The sequence below is a fragment of the Streptomyces sp. CNH287 genome (assembly GCF_000424825.1).
The window spans coordinates 500,178-524,487 of record NZ_KE384251.1 but is presented as its reverse complement, the minus strand read 5'-3'; the positions used below and the strand labels follow the sequence as shown (position 1 = coordinate 524,487).

At 73.0% G+C, this 24,310-nt stretch carries 22 protein-coding genes and 1 pseudogene; 10 read left to right on the top strand and 13 right to left on the bottom strand.

Features of this window, described 5'->3' with window-relative positions:
• Nucleotides 1-7: 7 nt before the first annotated feature.
• Nucleotides 8-2,707: a protein serine/threonine kinase AfsK gene (gene afsK / locus H299_RS0126115; RefSeq protein ID WP_027750820.1), complete on the bottom strand. Its 2,700-nt coding sequence runs from the start codon at nucleotides 2,705-2,707 to the stop codon at nucleotides 8-10.
• Nucleotides 2,708-3,173: 466 nt separating this feature from the next.
• On the opposite strand from afsK, the gene H299_RS0126110 reads away from it, so the two are divergent.
• Nucleotides 3,174-3,821 carry a TetR/AcrR family transcriptional regulator gene (locus H299_RS0126110; protein WP_027750819.1) on the top strand — a complete coding sequence of 216 codons (648 nt, stop codon included), beginning with the start codon at nucleotides 3,174-3,176 and terminating at the stop codon, nucleotides 3,819-3,821.
• Nucleotides 3,822-4,071: 250 nt separating this feature from the next.
• Here the strand turns inward: H299_RS0126110 and H299_RS0126105 are convergent, their stop codons facing one another.
• From H299_RS0126105 to H299_RS0126090, 4 genes are all read right to left on the bottom strand, one after another.
• Entirely contained in the window at nucleotides 4,072-4,908 is an 837-nt protein-coding gene (locus tag H299_RS0126105; RefSeq protein WP_027750818.1) for a carbohydrate-binding protein, read from the bottom strand.
• A gap of 60 nt (nucleotides 4,909-4,968) precedes the next feature.
• Nucleotides 4,969-6,000 carry a helix-turn-helix domain-containing protein gene (locus tag H299_RS36345; RefSeq protein ID WP_486587423.1) on the bottom strand — a complete coding sequence of 344 codons (1,032 nt, stop codon included), beginning with the start codon at nucleotides 5,998-6,000 and terminating at the stop codon, nucleotides 4,969-4,971.
• Nucleotides 6,001-6,217: 217 nt separating this feature from the next.
• Nucleotides 6,218-7,489, bottom strand: a complete 1,272-nt coding sequence (locus H299_RS0126095) for a S8 family peptidase (protein WP_027750817.1) — start codon at nucleotides 7,487-7,489, stop codon at nucleotides 6,218-6,220.
• Nucleotides 7,490-7,720: 231 nt separating this feature from the next.
• On the bottom strand, nucleotides 7,721-8,083 hold the full coding sequence (locus H299_RS0126090; protein ID WP_027750816.1) for a winged helix-turn-helix domain-containing protein: 363 nt from the start codon (nucleotides 8,081-8,083) through the stop codon (nucleotides 7,721-7,723).
• 187 nt (nucleotides 8,084-8,270) lie between these two features.
• Between H299_RS0126090 and H299_RS0126085 the strand changes: the two genes are divergently transcribed.
• Nucleotides 8,271-9,383 carry an NADH:flavin oxidoreductase/NADH oxidase gene (locus H299_RS0126085; protein WP_027750815.1) on the top strand — a complete coding sequence of 371 codons (1,113 nt, stop codon included), beginning with the start codon at nucleotides 8,271-8,273 and terminating at the stop codon, nucleotides 9,381-9,383.
• A 35-nt stretch (nucleotides 9,384-9,418) separates the two neighbouring features.
• Here H299_RS0126085 and H299_RS0126080 read toward each other — a convergent pair whose 3' ends face one another.
• The gene (locus H299_RS0126080) at nucleotides 9,419-10,222 is read right to left on the bottom strand and encodes an NAD(P)H-dependent oxidoreductase (protein WP_027750814.1); all 804 of its coding nucleotides are present in this window, start codon (nucleotides 10,220-10,222) and stop codon (nucleotides 9,419-9,421) included.
• Between the two features lie 71 nt (nucleotides 10,223-10,293).
• On the opposite strand from H299_RS0126080, the gene H299_RS36340 reads away from it, so the two are divergent.
• Nucleotides 10,294-11,367, top strand: coding sequence for a helix-turn-helix domain-containing protein (locus H299_RS36340; protein WP_051262848.1), 1,074 nt, complete (start codon nucleotides 10,294-10,296; stop codon nucleotides 11,365-11,367).
• A gap of 206 nt (nucleotides 11,368-11,573) precedes the next feature.
• On the opposite strand, the gene H299_RS0126070 is transcribed toward H299_RS36340, so the two are convergent.
• From H299_RS0126070 to H299_RS0126060, 3 genes are all read right to left on the bottom strand, one after another.
• Nucleotides 11,574-12,482 carry a phosphatase domain-containing protein gene (locus H299_RS0126070; protein WP_027750813.1) on the bottom strand — a complete coding sequence of 303 codons (909 nt, stop codon included), beginning with the start codon at nucleotides 12,480-12,482 and terminating at the stop codon, nucleotides 11,574-11,576.
• On the bottom strand, nucleotides 12,482-13,567 hold the full coding sequence (locus tag H299_RS0126065; protein WP_027750812.1) for an RNA ligase: 1,086 nt from the start codon (nucleotides 13,565-13,567) through the stop codon (nucleotides 12,482-12,484). Before H299_RS0126065 ends, H299_RS0126070 begins: the two co-directional genes overlap by 1 nt.
• A gap of 198 nt (nucleotides 13,568-13,765) precedes the next feature.
• Nucleotides 13,766-15,106: an MFS transporter gene (locus H299_RS0126060; RefSeq protein ID WP_027750811.1), complete on the bottom strand. Its 1,341-nt coding sequence runs from the start codon at nucleotides 15,104-15,106 to the stop codon at nucleotides 13,766-13,768.
• A gap of 71 nt (nucleotides 15,107-15,177) precedes the next feature.
• Here H299_RS0126060 and H299_RS0126055 point away from each other — a divergent pair, with 71 nt between their 5' ends.
• The 3 genes and pseudogenes from H299_RS0126055 to H299_RS40675 all read left to right on the top strand — a co-directional run bounded on the left by H299_RS0126055 (nucleotide 15,178) and on the right by H299_RS40675 (nucleotide 16,517).
• Nucleotides 15,178-16,182: a helix-turn-helix domain-containing protein gene (locus H299_RS0126055; RefSeq protein ID WP_051262847.1), complete on the top strand. Its 1,005-nt coding sequence runs from the start codon at nucleotides 15,178-15,180 to the stop codon at nucleotides 16,180-16,182.
• Between the two features lie 3 nt (nucleotides 16,183-16,185).
• Nucleotides 16,186-16,275, top strand: a pseudogene (locus H299_RS40680) (NTP pyrophosphohydrolase); the annotation flags it as partial.
• Nucleotides 16,276-16,334: 59 nt separating this feature from the next.
• On the top strand, nucleotides 16,335-16,517 hold the full coding sequence (locus tag H299_RS40675; protein WP_027750809.1) for an NUDIX hydrolase: 183 nt from the start codon (nucleotides 16,335-16,337) through the stop codon (nucleotides 16,515-16,517).
• A gap of 11 nt (nucleotides 16,518-16,528) precedes the next feature.
• Here the strand turns inward: H299_RS40675 and H299_RS37775 are convergent, their stop codons facing one another.
• Together H299_RS37775 and H299_RS0126040 are read right to left on the bottom strand one after the other, a co-directional pair.
• A complete protein-coding gene (locus H299_RS37775) occupies nucleotides 16,529-17,134 on the bottom strand; it encodes a hypothetical protein (protein WP_051262846.1) in 606 nt (201 codons plus the stop codon).
• A gap of 526 nt (nucleotides 17,135-17,660) precedes the next feature.
• Nucleotides 17,661-18,041, bottom strand: a complete 381-nt coding sequence (locus H299_RS0126040) for an STAS domain-containing protein (protein WP_027750808.1) — start codon at nucleotides 18,039-18,041, stop codon at nucleotides 17,661-17,663.
• A gap of 353 nt (nucleotides 18,042-18,394) precedes the next feature.
• Between H299_RS0126040 and H299_RS0126035 the strand changes: the two genes are divergently transcribed.
• The 3 genes from H299_RS0126035 (at nucleotide 18,395) to H299_RS0126025 (ending at nucleotide 21,344) form a co-directional block, all read left to right on the top strand.
• Entirely contained in the window at nucleotides 18,395-18,970 is a 576-nt protein-coding gene (locus H299_RS0126035) for a sigma-70 family RNA polymerase sigma factor (RefSeq protein WP_027750807.1), read from the top strand.
• Nucleotides 18,967-20,412, top strand: a complete 1,446-nt coding sequence (locus H299_RS0126030) for a zf-HC2 domain-containing protein (RefSeq protein WP_027750806.1) — start codon at nucleotides 18,967-18,969, stop codon at nucleotides 20,410-20,412. The genes H299_RS0126035 and H299_RS0126030 overlap by 4 nt, the downstream gene beginning before the upstream one ends.
• A 200-nt stretch (nucleotides 20,413-20,612) precedes the next feature.
• Nucleotides 20,613-21,344, top strand: coding sequence for a hypothetical protein (locus H299_RS0126025; RefSeq protein ID WP_027750805.1), 732 nt, complete (start codon nucleotides 20,613-20,615; stop codon nucleotides 21,342-21,344).
• On the opposite strand, the gene purU is transcribed toward H299_RS0126025, so the two are convergent.
• Together purU and H299_RS0126015 are read right to left on the bottom strand one after the other, a co-directional pair.
• On the bottom strand, nucleotides 21,337-22,308 hold the full coding sequence (gene purU, locus H299_RS0126020; RefSeq protein WP_037760585.1) for a formyltetrahydrofolate deformylase: 972 nt from the start codon (nucleotides 22,306-22,308) through the stop codon (nucleotides 21,337-21,339). The genes H299_RS0126025 and purU overlap by 8 nt on opposite strands.
• A gap of 50 nt (nucleotides 22,309-22,358) precedes the next feature.
• Nucleotides 22,359-22,856 (bottom strand): SCO4402 family protein, encoded by a 498-nt coding sequence (locus H299_RS0126015; RefSeq protein WP_078513046.1) that lies wholly within the window; start codon nucleotides 22,854-22,856, stop codon nucleotides 22,359-22,361.
• A gap of 123 nt (nucleotides 22,857-22,979) precedes the next feature.
• Between H299_RS0126015 and H299_RS0126010 the strand changes: the two genes are divergently transcribed.
• Nucleotides 22,980-24,293 (top strand): ABC transporter substrate-binding protein, encoded by a 1,314-nt coding sequence (locus H299_RS0126010; RefSeq protein ID WP_027750802.1) that lies wholly within the window; start codon nucleotides 22,980-22,982, stop codon nucleotides 24,291-24,293.
• Nucleotides 24,294-24,310 lie beyond the last annotated feature (17 nt).

The window sequence follows — 24,310 nt, the reverse complement described above, 5'->3', positions numbered from 1 at the left end:
ACAGGACCTACGTCCGGGACTGGCCGGTGCCCTTCGCCGCGTCCAGGGCGTAGACGCAGCGGTCCTTGCTGCACGCGTAGACGACGCCGCCCACCGCGACCGGGGACCCGGTGATCTCCCCGCCCGTCGCCAGCTTCCAGCGGAGCTGGCCGCCGACCGCGTCGAGGGTGTAGAGGCAGTGGTCGGCCGAGCCGAAGTGCACGCGCCCGCCGGCCACCACGGGAGCCCCTATGACGTCGCCGCCCGCCGCGAAGCGCCAGCGCGGGGTGCCGCTGACCGCGTCCAGCGTGTAGAGGGCGCCGCCGCTGCCCAGGTGGACGAGGCCGTCGGCCACGACCACGGGCTCGGTCGAGTGCCGGGACTCCGTCGCGATCCGCCAGCGGTCGTGGCCGTTCACCGCGTCCAGCGCGTAGACCGTGCCCAGGTAGTCGGCGAGGTAGATGCCGCCGCCCGCCACCGCCGCGCCGGGTACGAAGGCGGGGGCGGACAGGAAGGCGGCCGGGGCGTCGAAGCGCCAGCGCTCGGCACCGGTCGCCGCGTCCAGCGCGAAGACCCGCGACCCGGCGCAGACGTACACCGCGCCGTCGTCGGCGACCGTGAGCCGGACCGGGACGCCGCCCGTCGCGGAGGAGTCGCCGACCGGGTACGCCCAGCGCTCCGCGCCCGTACGCGCCTCCATGGCGTACAGCCGGCCGTCGCCCCAGGTGTAGACCGTGCCGTGGTGTATGACCGGGCCGGCCTCCGGCGTCTCGAAGTCGGCCTGCGCGCCGGACAGCTCCCACAGCCGCTCGCCGCTCGCCGCCTCCCAGGCTTGCACGCCGCCGCCCCGGGTGCCGGTGACGACGGTGCCCCGGTCGACCTTGAGGGAGTAGACCCAGCCGTCGGTGGCCAGCCGCCAGCGCTCCGAGCCGTCGGAGGCGTCCAGCGCGTACAGGCTGGGCCCGTCCGAGGCGTGCACCCGGCCGCCGGAGACGGCCATGGACCAGGCGACCTCGCGGGTCTTGAACTGGCGGCGGCCGGTGGCGACGTCCAGCGCGTGCACCTCGAAGGAGGTGACGTAGAGCAGCTCCCCGGCGACGACCGGGGTGCCCCAGACGTCGTTGGACATACGGAAGCGCCACGGCCGCCAGCGCGCCGGTGTCCCCGGATCGTGCGCCGAGGGGGCGGGCGGGGCCGGGGGCGGCGAGTGCGGTGGGGCGGCGGGGTGGCCCGCGGCAGCCGCATGCGGGTGCGGCGGGGCGGCGGCGCCGGACTGGGCGCCGTTGGGCGGGCGCACCCAGCCGGAGCCGGGGCCGCCCGAGCCGGGGCCGGGCTGCTGCCGCACGTCGTCCGTACGGCGCGGGCCGGGGCCGATGGGCACCTTGGCGCCCGGCAGGCGCACCGGGGCCCCGTCCGCTGCGGGCGTGCCTGGCGGCGCCGTGGGCGGGGAGGTGAGTGAGGCCGCCGCGTAGCTGCCCGCGCCGACCGCTGCGGGGCCGCCGGGGCCCGCGGGGATGCCGCGGCCCTCGGGGCGCCAGGCGGTGTCCCAGTCCGAGCCCTCGGCACTGCTGCCTGCGGGCGCGGCGTCGGGGGCGTACGGCGCCCGCGCGGAGAGGGCGGACGGCGGGGAGTGGGGCGCGGTCGGAATCCCGGCCAGGTCGGGCCCGGCGGCGGCGATCGAGCCGTGCCGGGAGGCGGGCCCGGCCCCGTGCACACCCGGGCCGCCGGAGCCCCCTGGGCCGCCGGAGCCGCCCGGCCCGCCCGAGCCGGGGGCGCCGGGGCCGCCGGAGCCGTGGCCGCCGGAGCCGCCGGGGTTCTGGAAGCGCGGCAAGCGCGCCCCGCGTTTGCGCTCGATCAGCGCCACCGCCCCGGCCGGGAGCCAGGCGGAGGCCGTACCGCTGTCGTCGCCGCCGGAGGAGAAGAGGTGCGGGGCGAGCTGCGTCTGGAGGTCGGCCGGGCTCGGCCGCTCCTCGGCCGCCATCCGCATGCACGACTCGATCAGCGGGCGCAGCTCCTCGGGCATCCCGGTCAGGTCGGGACCCTCGCGGAGCAGCATGAAGACCGTCTCGACGGGGTTGGCCCCGTGGAACGGCGCGTGCGCGGTGGCGGCGAAGACGAGGGTGGAGGCCAGCGAGAAGATGTCACTCGCACCGGTGACGCTGCGCGAATCCCGTGCCTGCTCGGGGGACATGTAGGCAGGGGTGCCGACGGCGACGTTGGTCATCGTCAGCCGGGTGTTCGAGACGCCGGAGGCGATGCCGAAGTCGATGACCCGCGGCCCGTCCTCCACGACGAGCACGTTGGAGGGCTTGAGGTCCCGGTGGACGAGGCCCGCGCCGTGGATCGACTCGAGCGCCTCGGCGACCCCGGCGGCCAGCCAGCGCACCGCCTGCACGGGCAGCGGCCCGCACTCATTGACTATCTCCTCGAGCGAGGGAGCGGGCACGTACGCGGTCGCCAGCCAGGGAACCGCGGCGCGGGCGTCGGCGTCCACGACAGCAGCGGTGTAGAAGCCGCTGACCGCCCGTGCGGCCTCGACCTCCCGCGTGAAGCGCACGCGGAACAGCTGATCCTCGGCGAGCTCGGTCCGCACCGTCTTGATCGCCACTCGGCGGCCGGAAGCCGAGCGCGCGAGATAGACCAGCCCCATGCCACCGGCACCGAGACGGCCGAGCACCTCGAACGGCCCGATCCGCCGCGGATCGTGCTGTGTCAGCTGCTCCACCACTTGCCTGCCACCTCCCCGTAGGGGCGCGTGCTTCCTACCCGCCCCGTGCAGCTTCTCACTGCCGCCTCGGACCCCGGGCCCGGAGACCGATTCTCCCTGGCTAAGGCGACGGTAGCGAACCCGGGGGCGACACGATCACGTCGCACTCCACCGAGATAACTGGATCGTTCGCCAGAAAGCGGACATGTCACTCTTGCCCCGGCTCCCGCTCCTCTCCTGGTCTGCCCGCCCCCGGCCGCCTCATACCCGCGCGGGGCATGGTGAGGGGTGGGACACACCCCGGATCGCGTCCCCGCAGCCGGTGGCCACCACCGTACGCACGGCCGCGCGCGGTAGGCGGGGCGCGTCGCCGACAGCCGTCGCCCGGCGGCCCGGAAAGGTGCCCCGACCAGGCACGGAGCGGCCCCGTGGACCCGTTTGCACGCGGTCGGATAGCGCGCGGATCACCCGTCGGTAAGCTGACGGCATGACAGGACAGGTGCGAACGGTCGACGGCCGCGTAGCCGGGCGCCGAGGTCAGGCGACCCGCCAGAAGCTGCTCGACTGCCTCGGCGAAATGCTCGACTCCTCGCCCTACCGCGATGTCAAGGTCATCGACGTCGCACGCAGGGCGGGCACGTCTCCCGCGACCTTCTACCAGTACTTCCCCGATGTCGAGGGCGCGGTGCTGGAGCTGGCCGAGTCCATGGCGAAGGAGGGCGCCGGCCTGACCCAGCTCGTCGCGGGCCGCTCGTGGACGGGCAAGGCGGGCCGACAGACGGCGGAGGAACTGGTCGACGGCTTCCTGTCGTTCTGGCGGAAGCACGACGCGATCCTGCGCGTGGTCGATCTCGGCGCGGCCGAGGGCGACAAGCGGTTCTACAAGATCCGGATGAAGATCCTGAACGCCGTCACGGGCTCGCTGACCGAGTCCGTCAAGGAACTCCAGGCCAAGGGCAAGGTGGACCGCGAGGTCAACGCGGCGGCGATGGCCGGTTCGCTGGCGGCGATGCTCGCCGCCGTGGCCGGGCATCAGAAGGGCTTCCAGAGCTGGGGCGTCAAGCAGGCCGAGCTGAAGCCGAACCTGGCGCTGCTCGTCCACCTCGGCGTGACGGGCAGGAAGCCCACCCGCTGACGGCCCCCGGCGGCGGAGCACCCGCCCCGCGCGCACCCGGCGTCGCGGCACCCGGCGCCCGGAGGCAAAGCACCCTGCGGCGCGGCACCCGCCCGCGGCGGCGCGCGCGGAAGCCCACCGAGCCGCGGCCCACACCCGCGGCCCGGTGGGCACAGGCCCGGTGGGCGCCCCTGTCAACACCCCCGGGCCCAACCCGTTCTCCACCTCGCACATGGCACACGCTGTACATGTGCGAGGCGGGGAACAGGGGTCAGACGCGCCGCCACAGAGCCGGCACGTTCGGCGGTTCCCAGCCCGCCGTCGCCTGGTGGCCCTGGAGGCACACGTACTCGCTGCCGCCGTAGGTGACGCGGTCGCCGGGCCGGTAGACGGCCGAGGCGCTCCAGCTGCCGCCGGGCGGTTCGCCCGGCCCGCCGCCGTCGTCCTGCTGGATGTTCAGCACGAAGTCGAAGGTGGCCTGCTTGCCTCCGCCGCCGTCGCGGACGTTCATCAGCAGCGCCGGGTGGAAGATCGGGTCGGTGTTGTTGCGCGGCTCACCGGGGAAGTAGAGCTGGGTGGTGAGCACCGGCTTGTTGGGCGCCTGCACCTTGACGTGCAGATGCCTCGTGCGGCCCGGGTAGAGCCCTGGTACGTGCGTGGTCAGCTTGAAGGCGCCGGTGGCGTCCGAGTACTGGTGTCCCCGGTAGCGGTAGCCGACGTTGTCGTACGCGCCCTGGGCGTCCGCCTGCCAGAAGTCCAGCAGGACGTCCGGGATCGCCTGGCAGCCCAGGCCGAAGACGAAGCCGGAGACGGTCAGCAGCGTGCCGTTTCCGGAACCGGTGAGCGAGGTGCGCGCCGGCGAGCCGGGGGTGAAGTACGGGCCCTCCGTCTGCGGCGGCGTGGGGTCGTCGCCGTCGTCGCACATGGGGGTCGGAGTGAGCGGCTTGCCGCTGGCTGCCTTGTCCCGGGCCAGGGCGGTGCCGCCGCCGAGGAGGGCCGCCGCCGGGCCGACGGCCAGGGCGGCCTTCAGCACGGTCTTTCGACTGATACCGCTGTCGGCGGGGGTGTTGCCGTCTGCGGGTGTGTCCGTGGAGTTGTCGCCGTCCACAGTGACTCTCCTTCGCGTCGGGGGGTGTCGAGACGCGGCCGGCCGGGCGTGGCCATGACGTTACGGAGCAGCCTCTGAGGCGTCGATGGACGCAGTGCGGCAGGCATGGTGATTCCGGCCAGAGGGCGGCGGGCCGGTACAGGTGGCCGACGGGCCGGGCGGCGTTTCCGGGGCGCCGCCGCCGGTGGTGACCGAAGCGGCCGAGGCGCCCTGGGTGATGCCGCTCTCGCGGCGGAACTCCCCTGGCGTGGCGCCGGTTTCGCGTCGGAAGAAGCGGCAGAAGTACGCGGCGTCGGCGAAGCCCACCTCGCGGGCCACCCGTCCCACGGTCAGGCTGGTGCTCGCCAGCAGCCGCTTGGCCTCCAGCACCTGGGCCTGCCGGATCAGCTGTCCGGGCGTGCGGCCGGTGGCCGCCTTGACCGACTCGTTCAGGTGGCTGACCGAGACGCCGAGTTCGGCGGCCCAGTCCCGTACGGTCTGCCCGGCCGCCGCGCCCGGGCCGGTCAGCAGCCGCGCGAAGCGCTGGGAGAGCACGGTGGCCGGGCCGGGCCGTACGGCGTCCGGCGGCGGCGCCTCCGCCTCGTCGACGGGCAGCCGGCTCGCCCGTACGACCAGGATGTGCAGGTACGCCTGGAGTACGGAGGCCATGCCGGGGCGGTGCTCGCCGAACTCGCGCAGCATGCCCGAGACCACCGGCTCGATCACGGCCGCGTCGTCGCGGTCGAGGCGGGGCCCGGTGCGTTCGCCCAGCATCCGCAGCATCTCGCGGTCACCGGGGTGGGCGAGCAGGAAGGCGTCGTCGAAGAGGATCACCCAGCCGTGCAGGTCGCTGACGCCCTCCCAGTAGTGCACCTGGCCGGGCGTGATGACGCATAACTGCGGGGGTTTCAGGGGGCGTCGGTGCAGGTCCACGACGTGGTTGCCGCGCCCGCTGGTGACCAGGACGACCTCGTGGAAGGTGTGCCGGTGCGGGAACGCGGCGCGCGAGAGCGGGCCGATCGAGTCGAAGGACCCGATGGCGAAGGGGAGTGCGTGCGGGGTGGGCACGTCGAGGCGGTGCAGCGGCACCACTACCCCATGGCTCTCTTCCACGGCCGAATTCATCCCGTCGTCACACGGCTTGCACGCTGAGGAGCCCCCAGGTTCACGCCTTCTACCCGCCAACCACAGGGGCCAGTCGCGTCACACGAGGATTGGTACGGACCGGAGGAAGTTCCTGTCGCATACGCCCCGAACGCACCGGTGCGCGGCGCCCGCGAAGCACCGCGCACCTCCAACTACCGCCGTGGCAACGGATTCTGCTACCGCGTCAGAAACGGCTGTACAGCAGCTTGTTGGGCGAACCGGCGCCCTGCCCGCTGACCTTGCCGTCGGTGGTGGCGGCCAGCAGCGCCTTGCTCACCTCGGCCGGCGTCTCGGTCGGGTGCGCGGCGAGCCGCAGGGCCGCGGCGCCGGTGACGTGCGGGGTCGCCATGGACGTACCGGTGAAGGTTGCGCTGGCCGTGTCCGAGGACACGCCCGCCGAGTCGATCTGGTAGCCCGGGGCGAACAGGTCCACGCACGTGCCGTAGTTGGACGACGACCAGCGCACGTCCGTGCCGGTCGTCGCCGCGACGGTGAGCACCGCGGGCGCACGGGCGGGCGACTGCTGGCAGGCGTCGGTGTTGTTGTTGCCCGCCGAGACGGCCACGGTCACCCCGGCCTCGACCATGCCGGTCACCGCCGCGTCCTTGGCGTCGGTGGCGGCGCCGCCGATGCTGACGTTGGCGACGGCGGGCTTGACGCGGTTCTTGGCCACCCAGTCGTAGCCCGCCAGGACGTCGGCGGTCGTACCGCTGTTCTCGCAGTTCAGTACACGCACCGCGACCAGCTTGACCGACTTGGCCATGCCGTACTTGGTGCCCCCGACGGTGCCCGCGACGTGCGTGCCGTGCCCGTGGCAGTCCTGGGCGGTGGCGTCGTCGTCGACGAAGTCGTAGCCGTACTTCGCGCGACCGCCGAAGTCGTCGTGGCCGATGCGCATGCCGGAGTCGACGACGTAGGCCGTCACGTTCGCGGCCTCCGTGTCGTAGGTGTAGGTGCCGCTGAGCCGCATGTCGCGCTGGTCGGTCCGGTCGATGCCCCAGGTCGGGTCGTTCTGCGTGCCGCCGCCGTGCTCGACGCGGTTGCGCTCGACGTACGCGACGGCCGGGTCGGCCGCGAGCCTGCGGGCCTCGCTCTCGTCCGCCGCGATACTGAAGCCCTTGAGTGCGGTGGTGTAGGTGCGCCGGACCTCGGCCCCGTCGGCGTCCGCCTGCTTCAGCAGCTCACCGGCCAGACCGCGGATCGACGGGGCGGACTTGAGGCGGGAGGCGTCGGCCGCGTCCTCGCCCGTACGCTTCATGACAACGATGTACTCGCCGCTGACCGCGCCGGAGTCGGCGGCCCCGCGGATCTGGCCCGGGGCGGACGCGCCGGTCCGGCCGGTCGCGTCCGACTCCAGCGCGCCCGCGCCGACGGCGGTGCCGCCGAGCAGGGCGAATGCCGCGGCCGTGGCGAGGACTATCCGAGACGTCTTCTTGGTTCTCTTCGCGTGCTGCAACGGAGCGAGCCCTTTCGGTCGGGCGTGCGATGGCCGCTCCGTTCTAGCCGTACACATGTGGCACTAAGCGCACATGTACGACATAGGAAGACTATTCAAGCCGGAGTTGTTGCCGCATCGTTATGAAGTGCCATGCGGGGGCTCGCTCTTGGGCACTGACGGGCCGTCAGCACGTCTCGTGCCGTCGCCCGGACGGTCAGGCGGGGACCCGCACCTCGTCGCGCATCACGCTCACCCGTCGAGGCGGCCGGACTGGAGCGCGGCGGCGCGGAGCACCGCGTCGAGGAGGCCGGGGAAGAGCGCGTCGAGATCGCCGCGCCGCAGGCCGTTCAGCTTGGCCGTGCCCCGGTAGATCTGCTGGATGACCCCGCTCTCGCGCAGCACCCGGAAGTGGTACGTACAGGTCGACTTGCTGACGGGCAGCCCGATCTCGGAGCAGCTCAGCTCCGCGTCGGAGCCCGCCAGGGCGCGGACGACGTGCAGGCGCATGGGGTCGGCGAGGGCGTGCAGAACGTGCTCGACGCGCAGGTCCGCGCGGTCCGGGTGTGCCAGCTCGCGGGTGGTGGTGCCCGCGGTGCTGTTCGCGGTCGGCATGGAGCCTCCTGGTGCGCTTCGACGGGCGTGCGGTACGGCCTGGGTCCGGGCAGCGCCTGAGCCCGTCCGTCCCGCACGGCTTCCATTGTACGAGGCTCGTTGTAGTTCGATGAATGGCGTAGTACTGTCACCGTCGTACTAACTCGCCGTACCAACGCCGGTCCCGTCCCGTCACCCAGGAGCCTCCGTGAGCGCCCTCTTCCAGCCCCTGACCCTCCGGTCGCTGACCATCCCGCACCGCGTGTGGATGTCGCCGATGTGCATGTACTCGGCCGCGCCGGACGGGCCCGAGCAGGCCGCCCCCGGCGCCTGGCACCTCCAGCACCTCGGGGCACGCGCCGCCGGAGGCACCGCCCTGGTCATGACGGAGGCCACCGCTGTCAGCCCCGAGGGCCGGATCAGCCCCTACGACCTCGGGCTGTGGAACGACACCCAGACCGAGGCGTTCCGCCAGATCGCCGCCTTCGTGAAGTCGCAGAACTCCGTCCCTGCGATCCAGCTCGCCCACGCCGGACGCAAGGCGTCGACCGAGCGCACCTGGGTGGCGCGCGGCGGCCCGATAGCTCCCGGCGAGGGTCACGGATGGACGCCCTCGGGCCCCAGCCCGCTCGCGTTCGACGAGGGCTTCACCACCCCGGCGCAGCTGACCGTCTCTCAGATCCAGTACATCGTGGCGCAGTTCGCGGAGTCGGCCCGGCGGGCCCTGGACGCAGGCTTCCAGGTGGCCGAGATCCACGGCGCACACGGCTACCTGATCAACGAGTTCCTCTCCCCGCACGCCAACCGCCGCACCGACGCGTACGGCGGCTCGTACGAGAACCGGGTCCGGTTCGCGCTGGAGGTCGTGGACGCCGTGCGCGCGGTGTGGCCGGACGAACTGCCGCTGTTCTTCCGCATCTCGGCCACCGACTGGCTCACCGAGAACCCGGACGACGAGCGCACCGGCTGGACCCTCGAGGACACCGTCCGCTTCGCCGCCACGCTGCTCGCGCACGGCGTCGACCTGCTGGACACCTCCACCGGAGGGAACGCGCCCGGCGCGCGGATCACCGTGGGTCCGGGCTACCAGGTGCCGTTCGCGGAGCGCGTCAAGCGCGAGACCGAACTGCCCGTCGGAGCCGTGGGGTTGATCACCGAGCCGCAGCAGGCGGAGAAGATCGTCGCGAACGGGCAGGCCGACGCGGTCTTCGTGGGCCGCGAGTTGCTGCGGGACCCGTACTTCGCGCAGCGCGCGGCGCGCGAACTCGGCGGCGCGGTCCACGTCCCGGAGCAGTACCACCGGGGCGTCCGAGTCGGCTGAGCCGCCGGCCGGGCCGCCACCCGGGCGGGCCCCGGTCAGGAGAGCGCGTACGGCGCCGGCGCCGGTTCGGACGCCGGGGCCGTGTGCGCGCCCACGCCCGTACGCCCGGGTGCGAGGTCCGGCCGGAGCACCAGGTCCCCGTCGTACGCGCCGCCCCGCTCGTGGTGGTACGGGATCGGCTCGGCCTCGGGCAGCGTCCGCAGCCGCTCGCGGAGGCGGGCCGCACCCTCGGCGGCGTCCTCGGCTGTGGCGCGGTCGGCGCCGTAGAGGACGAGCGGGGGCAGCGCGGCCATGCCGGTGTACCAGAACGTGCCGTGCAGCAGCGGGAAGAGGACCTCCTCGACCTGCCCGTGGATGCCGCGCGGCCCGAAGCTGGACTCGCGGGCGCCGACCGAGGTCACCACCAGCGCGCGCTTGCCCGCGAGCCCGCCGTCCCCGTAGCGCCTGGTCCCGCCGTGCTCGTCCTTGACGCCGAAGGCGAAGCCCTGCACGAGCACCCGGTCGAACCAGCCCTTGAGGATCGCGGGCGGCCCGAACCACCACAGGGGGAAGTGGAAGACGAGGGTGTCCGCCCAGCGGATCTTCTCCTGCTCGGCGAGGATGTCCTCACTCAGCGTGCCCGTCGTGTGCGCGTGCTCCTGCGCGTCGCCGACCAGCAGGCGCTCGGACGGCTCGCGCCGGAAGTCCGCCGCGTCGACGGTGGGCTTCCAGTCCATTGCGTACAGGTCGGAGACGCGGGTCTCGTGTCCTTGCTCCGCCAGGGCCTGCAGGCCGTCGGCCATGAGCGAGGCGTTCAGGGAGCGCTGTTCGGGGTGGGCGAATATCCAGAGAGTCTTCATGCCTTTGATCCTGCGGTCCGGGCGCCGCCGGAACCACTGGCCAAATGGACATGGTGTGAAAGAATTGGGCCATGACCGCCACCGCGACAGCCCCCGCCACCGCGCCCGCCGCCGCGTTCCGCCACCCCGGACGGCACCGGGTCGCCGTCCTGGTGCGCCACGGCGTGCTGCCGCTGGAGCTGGGCCTGGCGCACCAGATGTTCGGCGGCGCCGTCGCCCCGGACGGCGGCGAGCGGCTGTACGAGGTGGTGACCTGCGCGCTCACGCCCGGCGAGGTCCGCACCGACGTCGACTTCCCGATCCTCGTCGCGCACGGGCCGGAGGCGCTGGCGGCGGCCGACACCGTGATCATCCCGGCCTCGCACGAGGCGGACGAGACCGAGATCGAGGGCCGCCTGGGCCCCGCGCTCGCCGACGCGTTCGCCCGTATCCGGCCCGGCACCCGGATCGCCTCCATCTGCACCGGCGCCTTCGTCCTGGCCGCCGCAGGACTGCTGGACGGCAAGCGCGCCACCACGCACTGGAAGTCGGCGGCCCACTTCCGTGCCCTCTACCCGGCGGTCGAGCTCGACCCGGACGTCCTCTACACCGACGCGGGCGACATCCTGACCTCGGCGGGCGAGGCGGCCGGGATCGACCTGTGCCTGCACATGATCCGGCGCGACCACGGGGCGGCGGTCGCCAACGACGTCGCCCGCACCACCGTCGTACCGCCGCACCGGGACGGCGGCCAGGCGCAGTTCATCGCCCGCCCCGTCCCCGAGCCGGGGCGCCGCGCCAGCACCGGCGGGGCCCGCGCCTGGGCCCTGGAGCACCTCGAACGGTCCCTCACGCTCCCGGAGTTGGCCGCGCGCGAGGCGATGAGCGTACGCACGTTCACCCGCCGTTTCCGCGAGGAGGTCGGCCTGACGCCCGGCCAGTGGCTCGCCCAGCAGCGCGTACAGCGCGCCCGGCAGCTGCTGGAGGAGACGGACCTGCCCGTCGACCGGGTGGCCGCACAGGCGGGCTTCGGCACAGGCACCTCCCTGCGCCAGCACCTCCAGGCGGCCCTGGGGGTCTCCCCCAGCGCCTACCGCCGCACCTTCCGCGGCCCGGCGGGCCTGCCGTCCCCTCCCACCCCGGACACCCCCCTCCCGGCGATCTGACCGACGGCGGCGCCCCGCCGACGGGAACGATCGCCACCACTTCACGCCGGGAAGCCCGCGGCGACCATCCCCGTCACCGGGCCCCACGTACGTCACCCCGACGTGAATGCGTACCGCACCTCTTGTGAAGTGCCCCGCCTTGACCAGGACGGCAGCTTCGACGGCGCGCTCGTCGTCGCTGCGGCAGCCGCTTCACCAAGGTCGCATCAGAAGTGGCCGTCGGCGACCTGGAGGACGGTCAGGCCGATGGCCCGCCATGCCTGCACGACCTGGGTGCGGTCGTCGAGTACGCAGGTGACGTGGTAGACATCGCGCACGTGGGCGTCGAAGAGTTCGACCTTCACGATCGAGTCCTTGCGGAAGTCGCCGGTGGGCCGCATGAAGGGCCCGTCGTACGGGACGCCGACATGTTCGGTCAGCCAGGCCTCGGTGGCGGACCGGCAGCTGTCGGTGCGGCCGGAGAGGAACACGACGCGCTGGCCAGCCGCGTGCAGGGCCCGTACGACGCTGATCACCGGGGCGTTGGGGAGGTCCTGGTGCACCCGGGTCTCGTCGAAGGGGCTGCGGCCGTCCATCAAGGCGACGGTCCCGTCGACGTCCACGAGGACAGCCTGGGGGCTCTCCGGCTTCGGTTCGTAGCGCCGCCCCATCGGAACCGGCACGCGGTCCTCCTCCGGCAGGGGAAGCGGCGACGGCTTCCCCGCCAGGAAGCGCTGGTGCAGGCCGCGGATGGTGTCCTCGCCGACGGACGCCTCACGGGCCGCGTCGCGCTCCAGGCACGTCTCCAGCGGTACGTGGGTGAAGTCGTGCACCTGGAACCCGGCGCCGGCGCGGTGAGCGAGGCGGGCCAGGTCGCGGGCGACGCGCTGCGGCAGGTTGGTGTCGTCGCAGACCACGTCGTAGCTCCGGCGCAGCAGCGTGAGGATCGCCGCGTCCCGGACCGCCATCACGCGCTTCTCGGTGACGCCCTTGATGCGCTCGCCCGAGTCGAGCATGGCGCGCAGGTCGTCCCGGTTGACGCGCACCCGGCCCGCACTGTTCTCAGCGGTCCAGGTGCGCGCCCACGTGGTCTTGCCGCTGGCGGGCAGACCGCGGGTGAAGTGCAGCGTGGGCATCAGGAGTCGTCCCCGGTGGTGTTGGCGGGCCGGACGTCGGCCTCGGGCCGCAGCGTGTGGAAGACCCGGGCCGACGGGTCGCGGCCGTCCAGGAGCATGAACAGCCAGGCGCGCATCGGCGAGCGGCCGGCGAGCTGGGCGTACTCCTTGCGCGTCCATCCCTCTGGCAGCGACTCCCGGATGCGCCGGTGCTCGGCACGAGCCTCGGCGAGGATCGCGTCACGCTGCCGGATCAGGTCCGCGGCGACGCCCTTGACCCAGTCGTGGAACTCGTCGGGCAGCCCGTCGCAGCACTCGGCCACGGTGTCACCCGCGCCCAGCCGCTCCCAGACCGCACGGGCGTTGAGCCCGGTGATGATCCGGTGCAGGGCCACGTAGTCGTGCTGCTTGATCTTGACCATGGTGTTGTCGTGACCGGGAAGGCGCAGCACGTAGCCCTCGGCGCCAGGGCGCGGCGACGCGGCCAGGGCCTCGGCGAGCGTGCCGAAGTCGAAGGTGTCGACGCGGGGACCGTCCCACGGCAGGTCGTCGGCGGGCAGCGGGGCGCCGGTGGCGATGTCGACGCCGCCGAGGAGGACCAGGTCGTCCAGGGTTCCGTAGTCGCAGACGATGCGGTTCTCCGGGAAGATGATCTCGAAGAGGTAGGTGACGCCGGGCTTGATCGACACGGTGTCCGCGTAGCGTTCCTGCCAGACCCGCGTTGCGTGCACCGCCTGGCCGGAGGCGAACGAGCCCCGGGTCGCCAGCGCGTACCCGCCGTCGGGCAGCGGGTAGAGGATGCCGAGGGAGCCGTCCAGCTTGTCGGTCACCACGACCTCTTCGTCCAGGTCGAAGGTGCCCTCGGGGTGCTCCGAGTAGTTGAGGAACTTCGCGTACGGCCGGGCGATGACCCGTCCGTGGCGGTCGATGACCAGTCCGCGGCACTGCCGGGTGACCTCGTTCCACTCCCGCTCGAACTGGGCCTTCTCCGTGTAGTTGAGGATGCGCAGCGGCAGGGTGGGGTGAGTCTGCTCTCGGACGTAGCCGTCACCGAGGCTGCGCGCGAGAAGGGCAGGGTCGAGCAGGTCATCTATGTGCGGATGCATGGCCTCTCCTGAGCGGGGGCGGGATGACCGCATCATGGATGTGCGGCGGCTCTTGGCGCCAGCGGATTTCCCGGGGCGGGGGTGCCCAAGACCCTGCCTCCGGTGTCGAGATCATCTCCGCGCACGATCTGTGGGAATTCCGGCGGCATGCCGGGGCGTACGCGGGTGGACCTGCCGTGCACGCGGGTGGACCTGCCGTCAGGCCGCGGCCGTGACCTCCGGACGCCTGCGGATGACCAGAGCCATCAGGGCCGCCGTCGCGCACAGGGCGCCGGAGGCGATCCACGCCATGTCGTAGCTGCCGGTGCGGTCGCGCGCCACGCCCGCCAGGAAGGCGACGAGGGCGGCGCCGACCTGGTGCGAGGCCAGCACCCAGCCGAAGACGATCGCGCCGTCCTCACCGAAGTGCTCGCGGCACAGGGCGATGGTGGGCGGTACGGTCGCCACCCAGTCGAGGCCGTAGAAGACGACGAAGAAGAGCATCGTCGGCTGCACGGTGTCCGAGAAGAGCAGCGGCAGGAACAGCAGGGAGAGCCCGCGCAGCGCGTAGTAGACGGCGAGCAGCCGCCGGGCGTCGTAGCGGTCGGTGAACCAGCCGGAGGCGATGGTGCCGATCAGGTCGAAGACGCCGATGACCGCGAGCAGCGAGGCGGCGGCGGACACGCCCATGCCGTGGTCGTGCGCGGCGGGGACGAAGTGGACGCCGATGAGGCCGTTGGTGGAGGCCCCGCAGATCGCGAAGGTACCGGCCAGCAGCCAGAACACCTTGGTGTGCGCGGCCGACCACAGCGCCCCGAGCGTGCGGCGGGCGGCGCCGGTGGTGGAGACCTGCGGCGTCACGTAGTCCGGGCCCGCGCCGTACGGAAGCAGCCCGACGTCCTCCGGCCGGTCCCGCAGCAGCCACACGACCAGGGGGACGACCGCGAGCGCGGAGACGCACACGATCACGGACGCCGCCCGCCAGCCCGGCCCCTCGACGATGAGGGCGATCAGCGGCAGGAACAGCAGCTGACCGGCGGCACCGGCCGCGGTGAGCACGCCGACGACGAGGCCCCGGCGCTGGACGAACCAGCGGTTGGTGACGGTGGCCGCGAAGGCCAGCGCCATCGATCCGCTGCCGAGCCCGACCAGCACGCCCCAGCACAGGACCAGTTGCCAGGCGGAGGTCATGAACACGGTCAACCCGCTGCCCGCCGAGATGAGCACCAGCGCCCCGGAGACGACGCGGCGGATGCCGTAGCGCTCCATGAGGGCCGAGGCGAACGGCGCGGTGAGCCCGTAGAGCAGCACGTTGACCGAGACGGCGCCGGAGATCGTCCCGCGCGACCAGCCGAACTCGTCGTGCAGGGGGTCGATGAAGACGCTCGGTGTCGCACGGAAGCCGGCCGCGCCGATGAGCGCGACGAAGCAGACCGCCGCGACCCACCAGGCGCGGTGCACGCGGGAGCGGCGGCGCTTCGCGGGGAGTGCGGCGGCGGATTCGGACGGTGTGGCCCCGACATCGGAGCCGGGGGGCTGGGGAGGGAGTGTCTGGGTCACCTGGCAACCCTGGCTCCGGAGGGTTCGCCGGAACGAGTGGCCCGACGGCCATGATGTGCGAGGATCGGGCCATGAGTGTCTTCCGTCACCCTGGCCGCCACCGCGTCGCGGTCCTCGTCCGCCACGGGCTGCTGCCGATCGAACTGGGCATCCCGCACCGGATCATGGGCCACGCCGAGACCTCGGCGGGCGAGCCGCTCTACGAGGTGGTCACCTGCGCCGCGACGCCCGGCGAGATCCGTACGGACACGGACTTCACGGTCAACGTGGCGCACGGGCCGGAGGCGCTGGCGGAGGCCGACACCGTGATCGTCCCGGCGGCGCACGAGCGCGACGAGTCGTACACGCACGGGCGCCTGGGCCCCGTGCTCACCGAGGCGTTCGCCCGTATCCGGCCCGGCAGCCGGATCGCCTCCATCTGCACCGGCGCCTTCGTCCTGGCCGCCGCCGGACTGCTGGACGGCAAGCGCGCCACCACGCACTGGTCCTCCTGCGCGCGCTTCCAGTCACTGTTCCCCAGTGTCCAGGTCGAGCCGGACGTCCTCTACGTCACCGAAGGCCCGGTGCTGACCTCGGCCGGAGTCGCCTCCGGCATCGACCTGTGCCTGCACATGGTGCGCGAGGACTTCGGATCGGCGGTCGCGAACTCCATCGCGCGGCGCACCGTCGTACCGCCCTACCGGGACGGCGGCCAGGCGCAGTTCATCGAACGCCTGGTGCCCGAGCCCGGCATACACGGCACCGGCAGGGCCCGCGCCTGGGCCCTGGCACACCTCGAACGCCCTCTGACGCTGCGCGAGTTGGCCGCCCAGGAGGCGATGAGCGTACGCACCTTCACGCGCCGCTTCCGGGAGGAGGTCGGGATCAGCCCGCAGCAGTGGCTGACGCGGCAACGCGTCGAGCGGGCACGGCACTTGCTGGAGAGCAGCGACCTGCCCATCGACCGAGTGGCCGACGCGGCGGGGTTCGGATCAGCGGCGGCGCTGCGCATGCACCTCCAGGCGGCGCTGGGCGTCTCCCCCAGCGCGTACCGCCGCACCTTCCGCACGGGACCGGCGGAGCGGACGGCGGCGTAAGCCGTGGCCGTCATCCTCCACCAGGACGGCAGGGCCTTCGCCCAGCGGCGCGGCCCCGGTCGGCGCCTCTTCCCCGACTGCTGGGACGTCTTCGGGGGCCATGTCGAGCCCGGCGAGACGTTGTTGGGGGCGCTGGCCCGCGAGGTCGAGGAGTGGAGGTCGACGGAGACTTGGAGGAACCCGCCCTGGAATGGTCCAAGCACACCGCCTACGACTGGTTCGGCCCCGAGAACCTGCACCGCCTCAAGGAGAACCGGGCCCCGGGCGAGTACCTCGTCCACGACCTGATCGTGATGGCGCTGCGGGAGCGGCCGGACGGCTCCGGCGACTCCTGACGGACGGCCTCTCAGCGGGGGTCGCCGGCGAAGCGGCGCAGGAGCAGGTCCGAGCCGGGCCCGGCGCTGTCGCGCAGGATGAAGCGCCCAAGGTCGTAGCCCGCGCGGACGACGTCGTCGTGGGCTTCGCCCAGGATGACGCGGGTGCGGCCGAGGTCCTTGTTGGGGGCGGCGGGGTCCTGGAAGGCGTAGACGGTCCAGGTCGAGCCGGTGACGAAGCGGTCGAGGGACTCGGCGACGACGATGTCGGCGAGGTGGGACTCGGTGGCGGTGCCGTCGATGTCGACGGTGACCGCGAGGAGGACGTAGGGGGAGCAGTCTCCGTCGGCGTCCGGCTCGGTGTCGCAATCCAGGCGCCCCGTGACGGTCGCCCGCCGTGGAGTGCGGTCGAGCGCGGGCAGCGTCTTGCGGTAGGGCCACGAGGAGGCCATCGGCACGACGCAGACCAGCGCGAGGAGCAGGACGATGCCCTGCTCCTGCCACGACGCCGCAGGCCGGCGGAAGAAGCCGACGGCCAGCCAGGCGAGCAGCGCGCCCGTGACGATCCACATCGACTTGTGCAGCAACCGCCAGTAGTCGCGCCGGGCCTCGGGGCCGGGCAGCGGGGCGGCGCTCAACGCTCCGCCTGCCGGGGTATGACGGGGACGTACGTCGCACGGCGGTCTCGGCACACCGGCATTGCCTCCTCGAGCCGGAATCCGCGCGGTGGACGCGTACCTGCCAGATTAGCGGAGCGGGTGCGAGGGGGACGTGCTGCTCGCGGCGGTGCGCCCGTGCGGACTGCGCGCAGCGGACGGCACGGGCGGACCACCGTCTGGTCCGGCGCACGGACCCTGCCTCCGAGGAGGCCGGCGCCGGGCCGCGACCCGTACTCGCCGAGGCTCGGGGACGACAGCCGCCCGCTCCTCGACGTCCCCTCACTGACGAATCGCTGACCCAAGGGTGATCAACGCACCACGCCACGTCAACACCTGGTCTGGACTTTCCGCCCGTACGGGGATCGGCGGCGGGGGGAGCGACGGGGGCGGCGAAGAAGACGCGGCGCGCACTCGGGCAGCGAGCGCCCGAACCGTGGACGGCGGAACGGCGGAAACGGCGGAAACGCGGAACGGCGGAAACGCGGGACACCGCGGCGGCGGGCGCTCAGGCGGTGAGCGGGCCCGTCGTGGCCGTGCGGCCGGTCGCGGCGTGCAGATCGGGGTAGCAGTCGAACAGCCTGCGCACCCCGAGCGCGGCGAGCACCCGGTTGACGTGCGAGCCGTCCTCCGCGCCGCGGGCGGGCAGGATCAGCCGCAACTGCCCCGCACAGGAACGCATCAGCCGACGGGACGCGATCAGGACGCCCACTCCGCTGGAGTCACAGAAGAGCACCTCGGAGAGGTCGAGCACGAGGCTGTGACGGCCGTCGGCCACGGCGTCGTGGACGTGCTGGCGCACGGCGGGCGAGGTGACCAGGTCCATTTCGCCGGACACCCGCAGGACAGTCCACTCCCCGCGCACCTCCTCCCAAACTTTCAACGACACGTGTCCCCTTCTCCTTCGCTCACCGAGCGAACTCGATCGCCTGCCGGAAGTGATCCCTCTTCGACTCGGCTGCCCTGCCCGTCGCGACCAAAACTGCTTGCCTGCCACGACCCTATGCCCTGGTCGACCCGTTCCTCCCCTTAGTCCCGGTCAACGCAGCATGCCCAGGTGACATATCCCGGCAGAAAAATCCAGTCACGATCAACAAGAAACAGCACAAAGTGACGAGTTCGATACCATCAGCAATATCGTAGGGCGCACATTGCCGTAAAGGGGCGTACGTTGTCAGCCCCCCCGCACTACATTCGAGGGTGTCGGCTGACGTGACGAGGGCGTTTGGGGAGCGGGGTCACATGGCACACGACACATCACCGCGCTGGGACCGGAAGATGCAGCAGCGGCTGGCGCGCGGCGAGGCCGCGGCGCTCAGCGAGCTGTACGACCGGTTCGCCGCGCTGGTGCACGGACTCGCCCACCGCGTGCTGGAGGACGACGAATCCGCGGACCGCACCACCCGCGACGTCTTCACCTACGTGTGGGAGCACCCGGACGCCTACGACCCGCGGCAGGGCCCGCTCCGGTCGTGGATCGCCGCGCTGGCGCAGCGGCAGGCCGCGAGCCGGCTGCGGCAGCAGCAGCGCGGCGGGTCGCCGGAGCAGATCGAGGAGAAGGTCCGCGCCGCGTCGGCAGCCGCCCGCGCCGACTACATCGTCACCTCCATGCCCGCCTCGCTGCGCGCCGCACTCGAACTGGCCTACTTCCAGCGCCGCGACTGCCGGCAGACGGCCGAGCACCTGGGGGTCACCGAGGACGAGGCGCGGCGGCGCCTGCGGCTGGGCCTCCAGTTGCTCTCCTCGGCGACGACCCGGCCGCTGCCCGCCGGGACGGAGTCCTCCGCCGTGCCGCGGGGCCTCGGGCGGGCGCGGTGAGCGGGCCGTACGAGCCGTCCGGGCCGGGCCGCGAGGACGACGGGCACCGCGGCGGCGAGCAGCCCGGCGGCGGCCAGTCGGGGGACGGCCGGCCCGGCGGCGGCCCGGGCGGCGGCCTCCCGCCCCGCATACCGCCGCCCCGGCGGGCCGTCGAGGACGGCGCGTGGCCGCCTCCCCCGGGGCCGTCCGCGTCCCCGCCGCCGGACGCGCCACAGCCCGCGTCCGCGCCGCAGCCCGCGCAACCGGCGCAACCGGCGCAGACCGCGCAACCGGCCCAGCCGCAGCCCGTCTTCGACCATCTCGTACTCAAGTCCCTGCTCGGCGCCTGGGCGTTGGCCGCCTGCTCGGCCGAGGAGACCGCCGCGCTCGAGGCCCACCTCACCGAGTGCGCCGCCTGCGCGGACGAGGCCCTGCGGCTGCGCGACGCCGTCGGGCTGCTGCGCCCCGAGGAGAGCCTCGATCTCGACCCGAAGCTGCGCTCGCGCGTACTGGCGGGCTGCCTGGTGCGCCGCCCCGCCCGGGTGCCGGTGCCGGAATGGGCGGCTCCGTACGACGCGGAGGCGGCCCGGCTCGACGCGCTGCTGCACGACATGGCGGAGGCGGAGTGGCGGGCGCCGGTGCGGCTGCACTGGTTCGACGGAAAGGCGGGCGTCGCGGAGCGCGAGACGACCGTCGCCGGGGTGATCGGCCATCTGCTCGCGGTGGACGGCATGGTCGCCGCGTCGCTCGGCCTGCCCGACCCGCTCGGCGCGGCCTCGCCGTCCACCGGAGCGGGCCCGACGGCGCGTACGGAGGCGCAGTGGCGCACCGGCTCGCCCGCCGGGTGGGAGGCCACGGCGGGCGCCGAGGCGGGCCCTGCGGGCGGCAGCCCGTGCGCCGTACGCGGCCCTTGGCGCGAGCAGGCGCACACGCTCGTCCGCACGGTCTCGTTCGCAGGCCGCGGCATCGCCGAACTCGAAGCTTCCTACGGCGAGTTCACGCTCCCCGTACGGGACGCGTTCATCGAGCGCGCCTTCGAGTGCTGGGTGCACGCGGACGACATCGCGGAGGCGGTCGACTACCCGTACGAGCCGCCCGAAGGCGCGCACCTGGGCCTGATGGTCGACTTCGCCGCCCGCATGCTCCCGGCCACGATCGCCGAACGCCGCCGCGCCGGGCTGGCCGCACCGCCCCGCGGGCTGTCGTCGGCCGGGGCGCCGGGCCGCACGCTCCACCTGGAGGTCGAGGGGAGCGGCGGCGGCCACTGGTACATCCCGCTGGACTCCCCCGCCGCGCGCGCCTCGCCCGAGCAGGAGGTGGCCCATGTGGCGCTGGACGGCGTGGAGTTCTGCCAGCTGGCGGCGGGCCACGTACCGCCCCAGGACGCGGCGGCGGGCCAGCACGGCGACCGCGAGGCCATCCGCGACGTCCTCTTCGCCGCGGCCTCCCTCTCCCGCCTCTGACCTCTCCCGCCTCTGACCTCTCCCGCCTCTGACCTCTCCCGCCTCTGACCTCTCCCGCCGCTGCACGGGCGGCTCCCGGCACTCCCGGCGGCTCCCGCCGGATCGGGGGCGCCCGAGGCCGTGCGGCCGGGCAGAGCCTAGGCTCGGCGCTCCAGCGGCGTGAGGTCCGTCGGCGACCGAACGGCGTTCTCCTGCCGGGCGTGGCGACCGACCTCCGCCACCGCACCACCGACGGGAGTACGACCATGGACACGGCTGTCGAGCAGCGCCTCAGCAAACTGCTGGGACACGAAGCACCTTTCAGCGAGGGCGAGTTGAGCGGCATCACCTCGATCGCGCTCAGCCACGCGCACACGCTCACAGGCCTGGAGAGGCTTCAGGGGCTGCGCATCCTCACCATGACCGGGTGCGACGCCCCCTCGCTCGGCGACCCGCTGCGGCACCTGGGGTCGCTGTGCGCCGTCATCTCGCACGACAGTGCGCTGGAAGACGTCTCCGGGCTGGAGAGCCTCTCCCTGGACCGGGTGGCGCTGGAGCGGAACAGGATCAGGGACCTCGCTCCCCTGCTGCGCCACCGGTCGCTCCTGGACGTGAACGTCACCGGCAACCCGCTGAGCCCGGACAGCTACCGCAGAGTTGTCCCGGAGCTGGCGGCCAGGGGATGCCACGTGACGTTCTCGGGAGAGCGGGAATGGGAACTGGGTCTGCGGATGAGCGAGTTGGGCCTCCCCTTCTCCTACTACGAGAGCGCGGAAGGGTTCCGCCTGTGCCGGCCTGGACAGGGGTCCACGCGATTTCCCGAACTGAACCATCCGGTGATCGCCCCGGACGCCCTCGACGCGCTCCTGTCCACCGACCCCTCCTCCGTCGCCGACCTGTTCCAGAAGCAGGGCACGCCGAGCACGGGCGGGAGGGGGCTCCCGCTCAGGTGAAGACGACCGTGCGGTGGCCGTTGAGGAGGACGCGGTGCTCGCTGTGCCACTTCACCGCGCGGGCCAGCGCCTGGCACTCCACGTCGCGGCCGATCGCCACGAGCTGGTCCGGGCTGACCTCGTGGCCGACCCGTTCGACCTCCTGCTCGATGATGGGGCCCTCGTCGAGGTCGGCGGTCACGTAGTGCGCGGTCGCGCCGATCAGCTTGACGCCGCGCGCGTGCGCCTGGTGGTAGGGCTTGGCGCCCTTGAAGCTCGGCAGGAAGGAATGGTGGATGTTGATGATCCGCCCGGACAGCGCCTTGCACAGGTCGTCCGAGAGCACCTGCATGTAGCGGGCCAGCACGACCAGCTCGACGCCCTCGTCCTGGACGAGCCGCAGCAGCCGGGCCTCGGCCGCCGCCTTCGTGTCGCGGGTCACCGGGATGTGGTGGAAGGGGACGCCGTACGAGGCGGCCAGCTCGGTGAACTCCGTGTGGTTGGAGACCACGGCCGCGATCTCGACGGGGAGGGCGCCGATGCTGGAGCGGAAGAGCAGGTCGTTCAGGCAGTGCCCGAACTTGCTGACCATGAGCACCACCCGCATCCGGTCGGCGGCGCGGTGCAGCTGCCAGTCCATCCGGAAGGAGTCGCCGATCGCCCCGAAGCTCGCCCGCAGCTTGCGCAGGGTGGCCGACGCGGCGGCGTCCGCCGCCTCGGGCGCAGCGTCGGCGTCGGCGTCACCGTCGGCGGAGCCCGAACCGGAGGCAGCAGCAGAAGCCGAACCCGGGGTGCCCGCCGCGTCCGCGTACCCGGCGCTGCTGAAGTGCACTCGCATGAAGAACAGCCCCGTGTCGCGGTCCCCGAACTGCTGGCTGTCCTCGATGTTGCATCCGGTCATGAACAGGAAGCTGGACACCGCGTGCACAATGCCCTGTTTGTCCGGGCACGAGAGGGTAAGGACGAATTCCTCGGGCTGGCTCATGGTCCAAGCCTGGCACAACTCGCCGCCGCACCCGGCGCGGGCCGCGCCCGTCAGACCGTACGCAGCATCGCCGCCAGCGCGTCCAGCGAGCGCGGCGGCGCGTCCGGGTCGTCCCCGTCGTTGGCCGCGAGCCGTACGTGCGCCTCGCGCGCCGAGCGGACGGCCTCCGCCCACCCGTGGTGCTCCATGTACGTCGCCACCGGCGCGTCCGCGCCGACCTGGTGCATGATGCGCAGCACCCGCAGCACCGCCGTGTCGACGAGGGCGGCCTCCTGCGAGTCGCGGAAGATCGTCCCCACGTACTTCTCGGCCGACCAGCTGTCCAGCCAGGTGTCCTCGACGAGCCGGTAGACCGCGTCGGTGACGTCACCGTAGCCCGGCTGGCCGGTGAGCCAGCAGTCCTGCTGGAACGCGGGGTCGGAGAGCATGTGCAGAGCCGAGCGCACGTTGCTGCGCCAGCGCCACCAGGGCATGTCGTTGACAGGCATGGTGTCCATGGTGGTGGACCGACGGCCACGACGGGAAGACTTCTCCGAAGCTTGCTGCATGGTGCTCGACCATACGTTCCCCGGGACCCCCACGCGGCGGCCCCCCGCAATTCACTCCGGCGTCACCGCACGTTGCACCGGCATCACTTCTCAGTTATGCCGGGCGCGGCATCGTGCCCACACATGACTGCGACACTCCCCAGGCGCCGTCCTCGCAAGGTTACCGCCCTCGCCACCGCCACGGCCGCGTGCGCGTCGCTGCTCAGCGGCTGCTCCCTGCTCCCCGGGGAAGCCAGAGCCGGAGACGACGCCATCACGGTGATGACCTGGGCACCCGACAGGACCAAGGCGACCAACATGCCGGGGATGCCCGCGATGGCCCAGGCGTACGCGCGCTGGGTCAACGCGGAGGGCGGCATCAACGGCCGCCGCCTCGACGTCCTCACCTGCAACGAACACAACGACACCGTCCGGGCCGCCAACTGCGCGCGGCGGGCGGTGGAGGAGGGCGCCGTCGCGGTCGTCGGCTCGTACAGCCAGCACGGCCGCTCCTTCATGTCCCCGCTGGAGGGCGCCCGCATCCCCTACATCGGCGGCTACGGGCTCGCCGACGAGGAGTTCACCAGCCCGCTCTCCTACCCGGTCAACGGCGGGCTCCCCGCGCTCGTCGCGGGCAACGGGCGGCAGCTCGCCGCCGGGGAGTGCGAACGCGTCTCCCTCGTACGGCCCGACACCACCGCGGGCGACCAGCTCCCCGCACTGCTCAACGCCGGACTGCGGGACGGCGGCGCCGCCGCAGCCGCACCGGCCGCCGACATCCGCGCCCCGGAGGACGCCACCTCCTACCGCACCGCCGCCGAATCGGCCCTCGAAACCGCCGCGACCAGCAGCGGCGCGCAGGACAGTGCCTGCGTCACGGCCGTGCTCGGCGGGCGTACGGACACCTTCTTCGACTCGTTCCGGCGGATTCAGGCGGACGACCCCAGCGTCCGTACGGCCTCGGTGCTCGGCAGCGTCCGCCAGTCGCTGGTGGACCGTACCGGCGGCGCGGACAGCCCGCTCGACGGCGCCTACACGACCGGCTGGTACCCGAGCGCGGACGACCCGCGCTGGGACCCGATGAAGGACGTCGTGCGCACCCACGCCTTCAAGGACAACCGGATCGACACCGCCGACCCCGGCGTCCAGACGACCTGGATCGCCTACACCGTGCTCCGCAACGCGCTGGAGTCCCTGAGCGACGAGGAACCGGTCAGCACCGAGAACCTCCGGGGCGCGCTCGACGAGGGCGACGCCATAGCCACCGGCGGACTGACACCCGAACTGCGCTGGCACTACGAGGACCTGCTCGCCGCGCACGACTTCCCGCGCATCGTCAACACGCAGGTGACCTACCAGCGGGTGCGGGAGGGGAAGGTGGTGTCGGTGCACCGCGGGTTCGTGGACGTCGAACGGTCGCTGGAGGCCCAGCGGCAGGACGGCGTCGCGGGCGGCTGACGGGGCGAGGCGGAGCG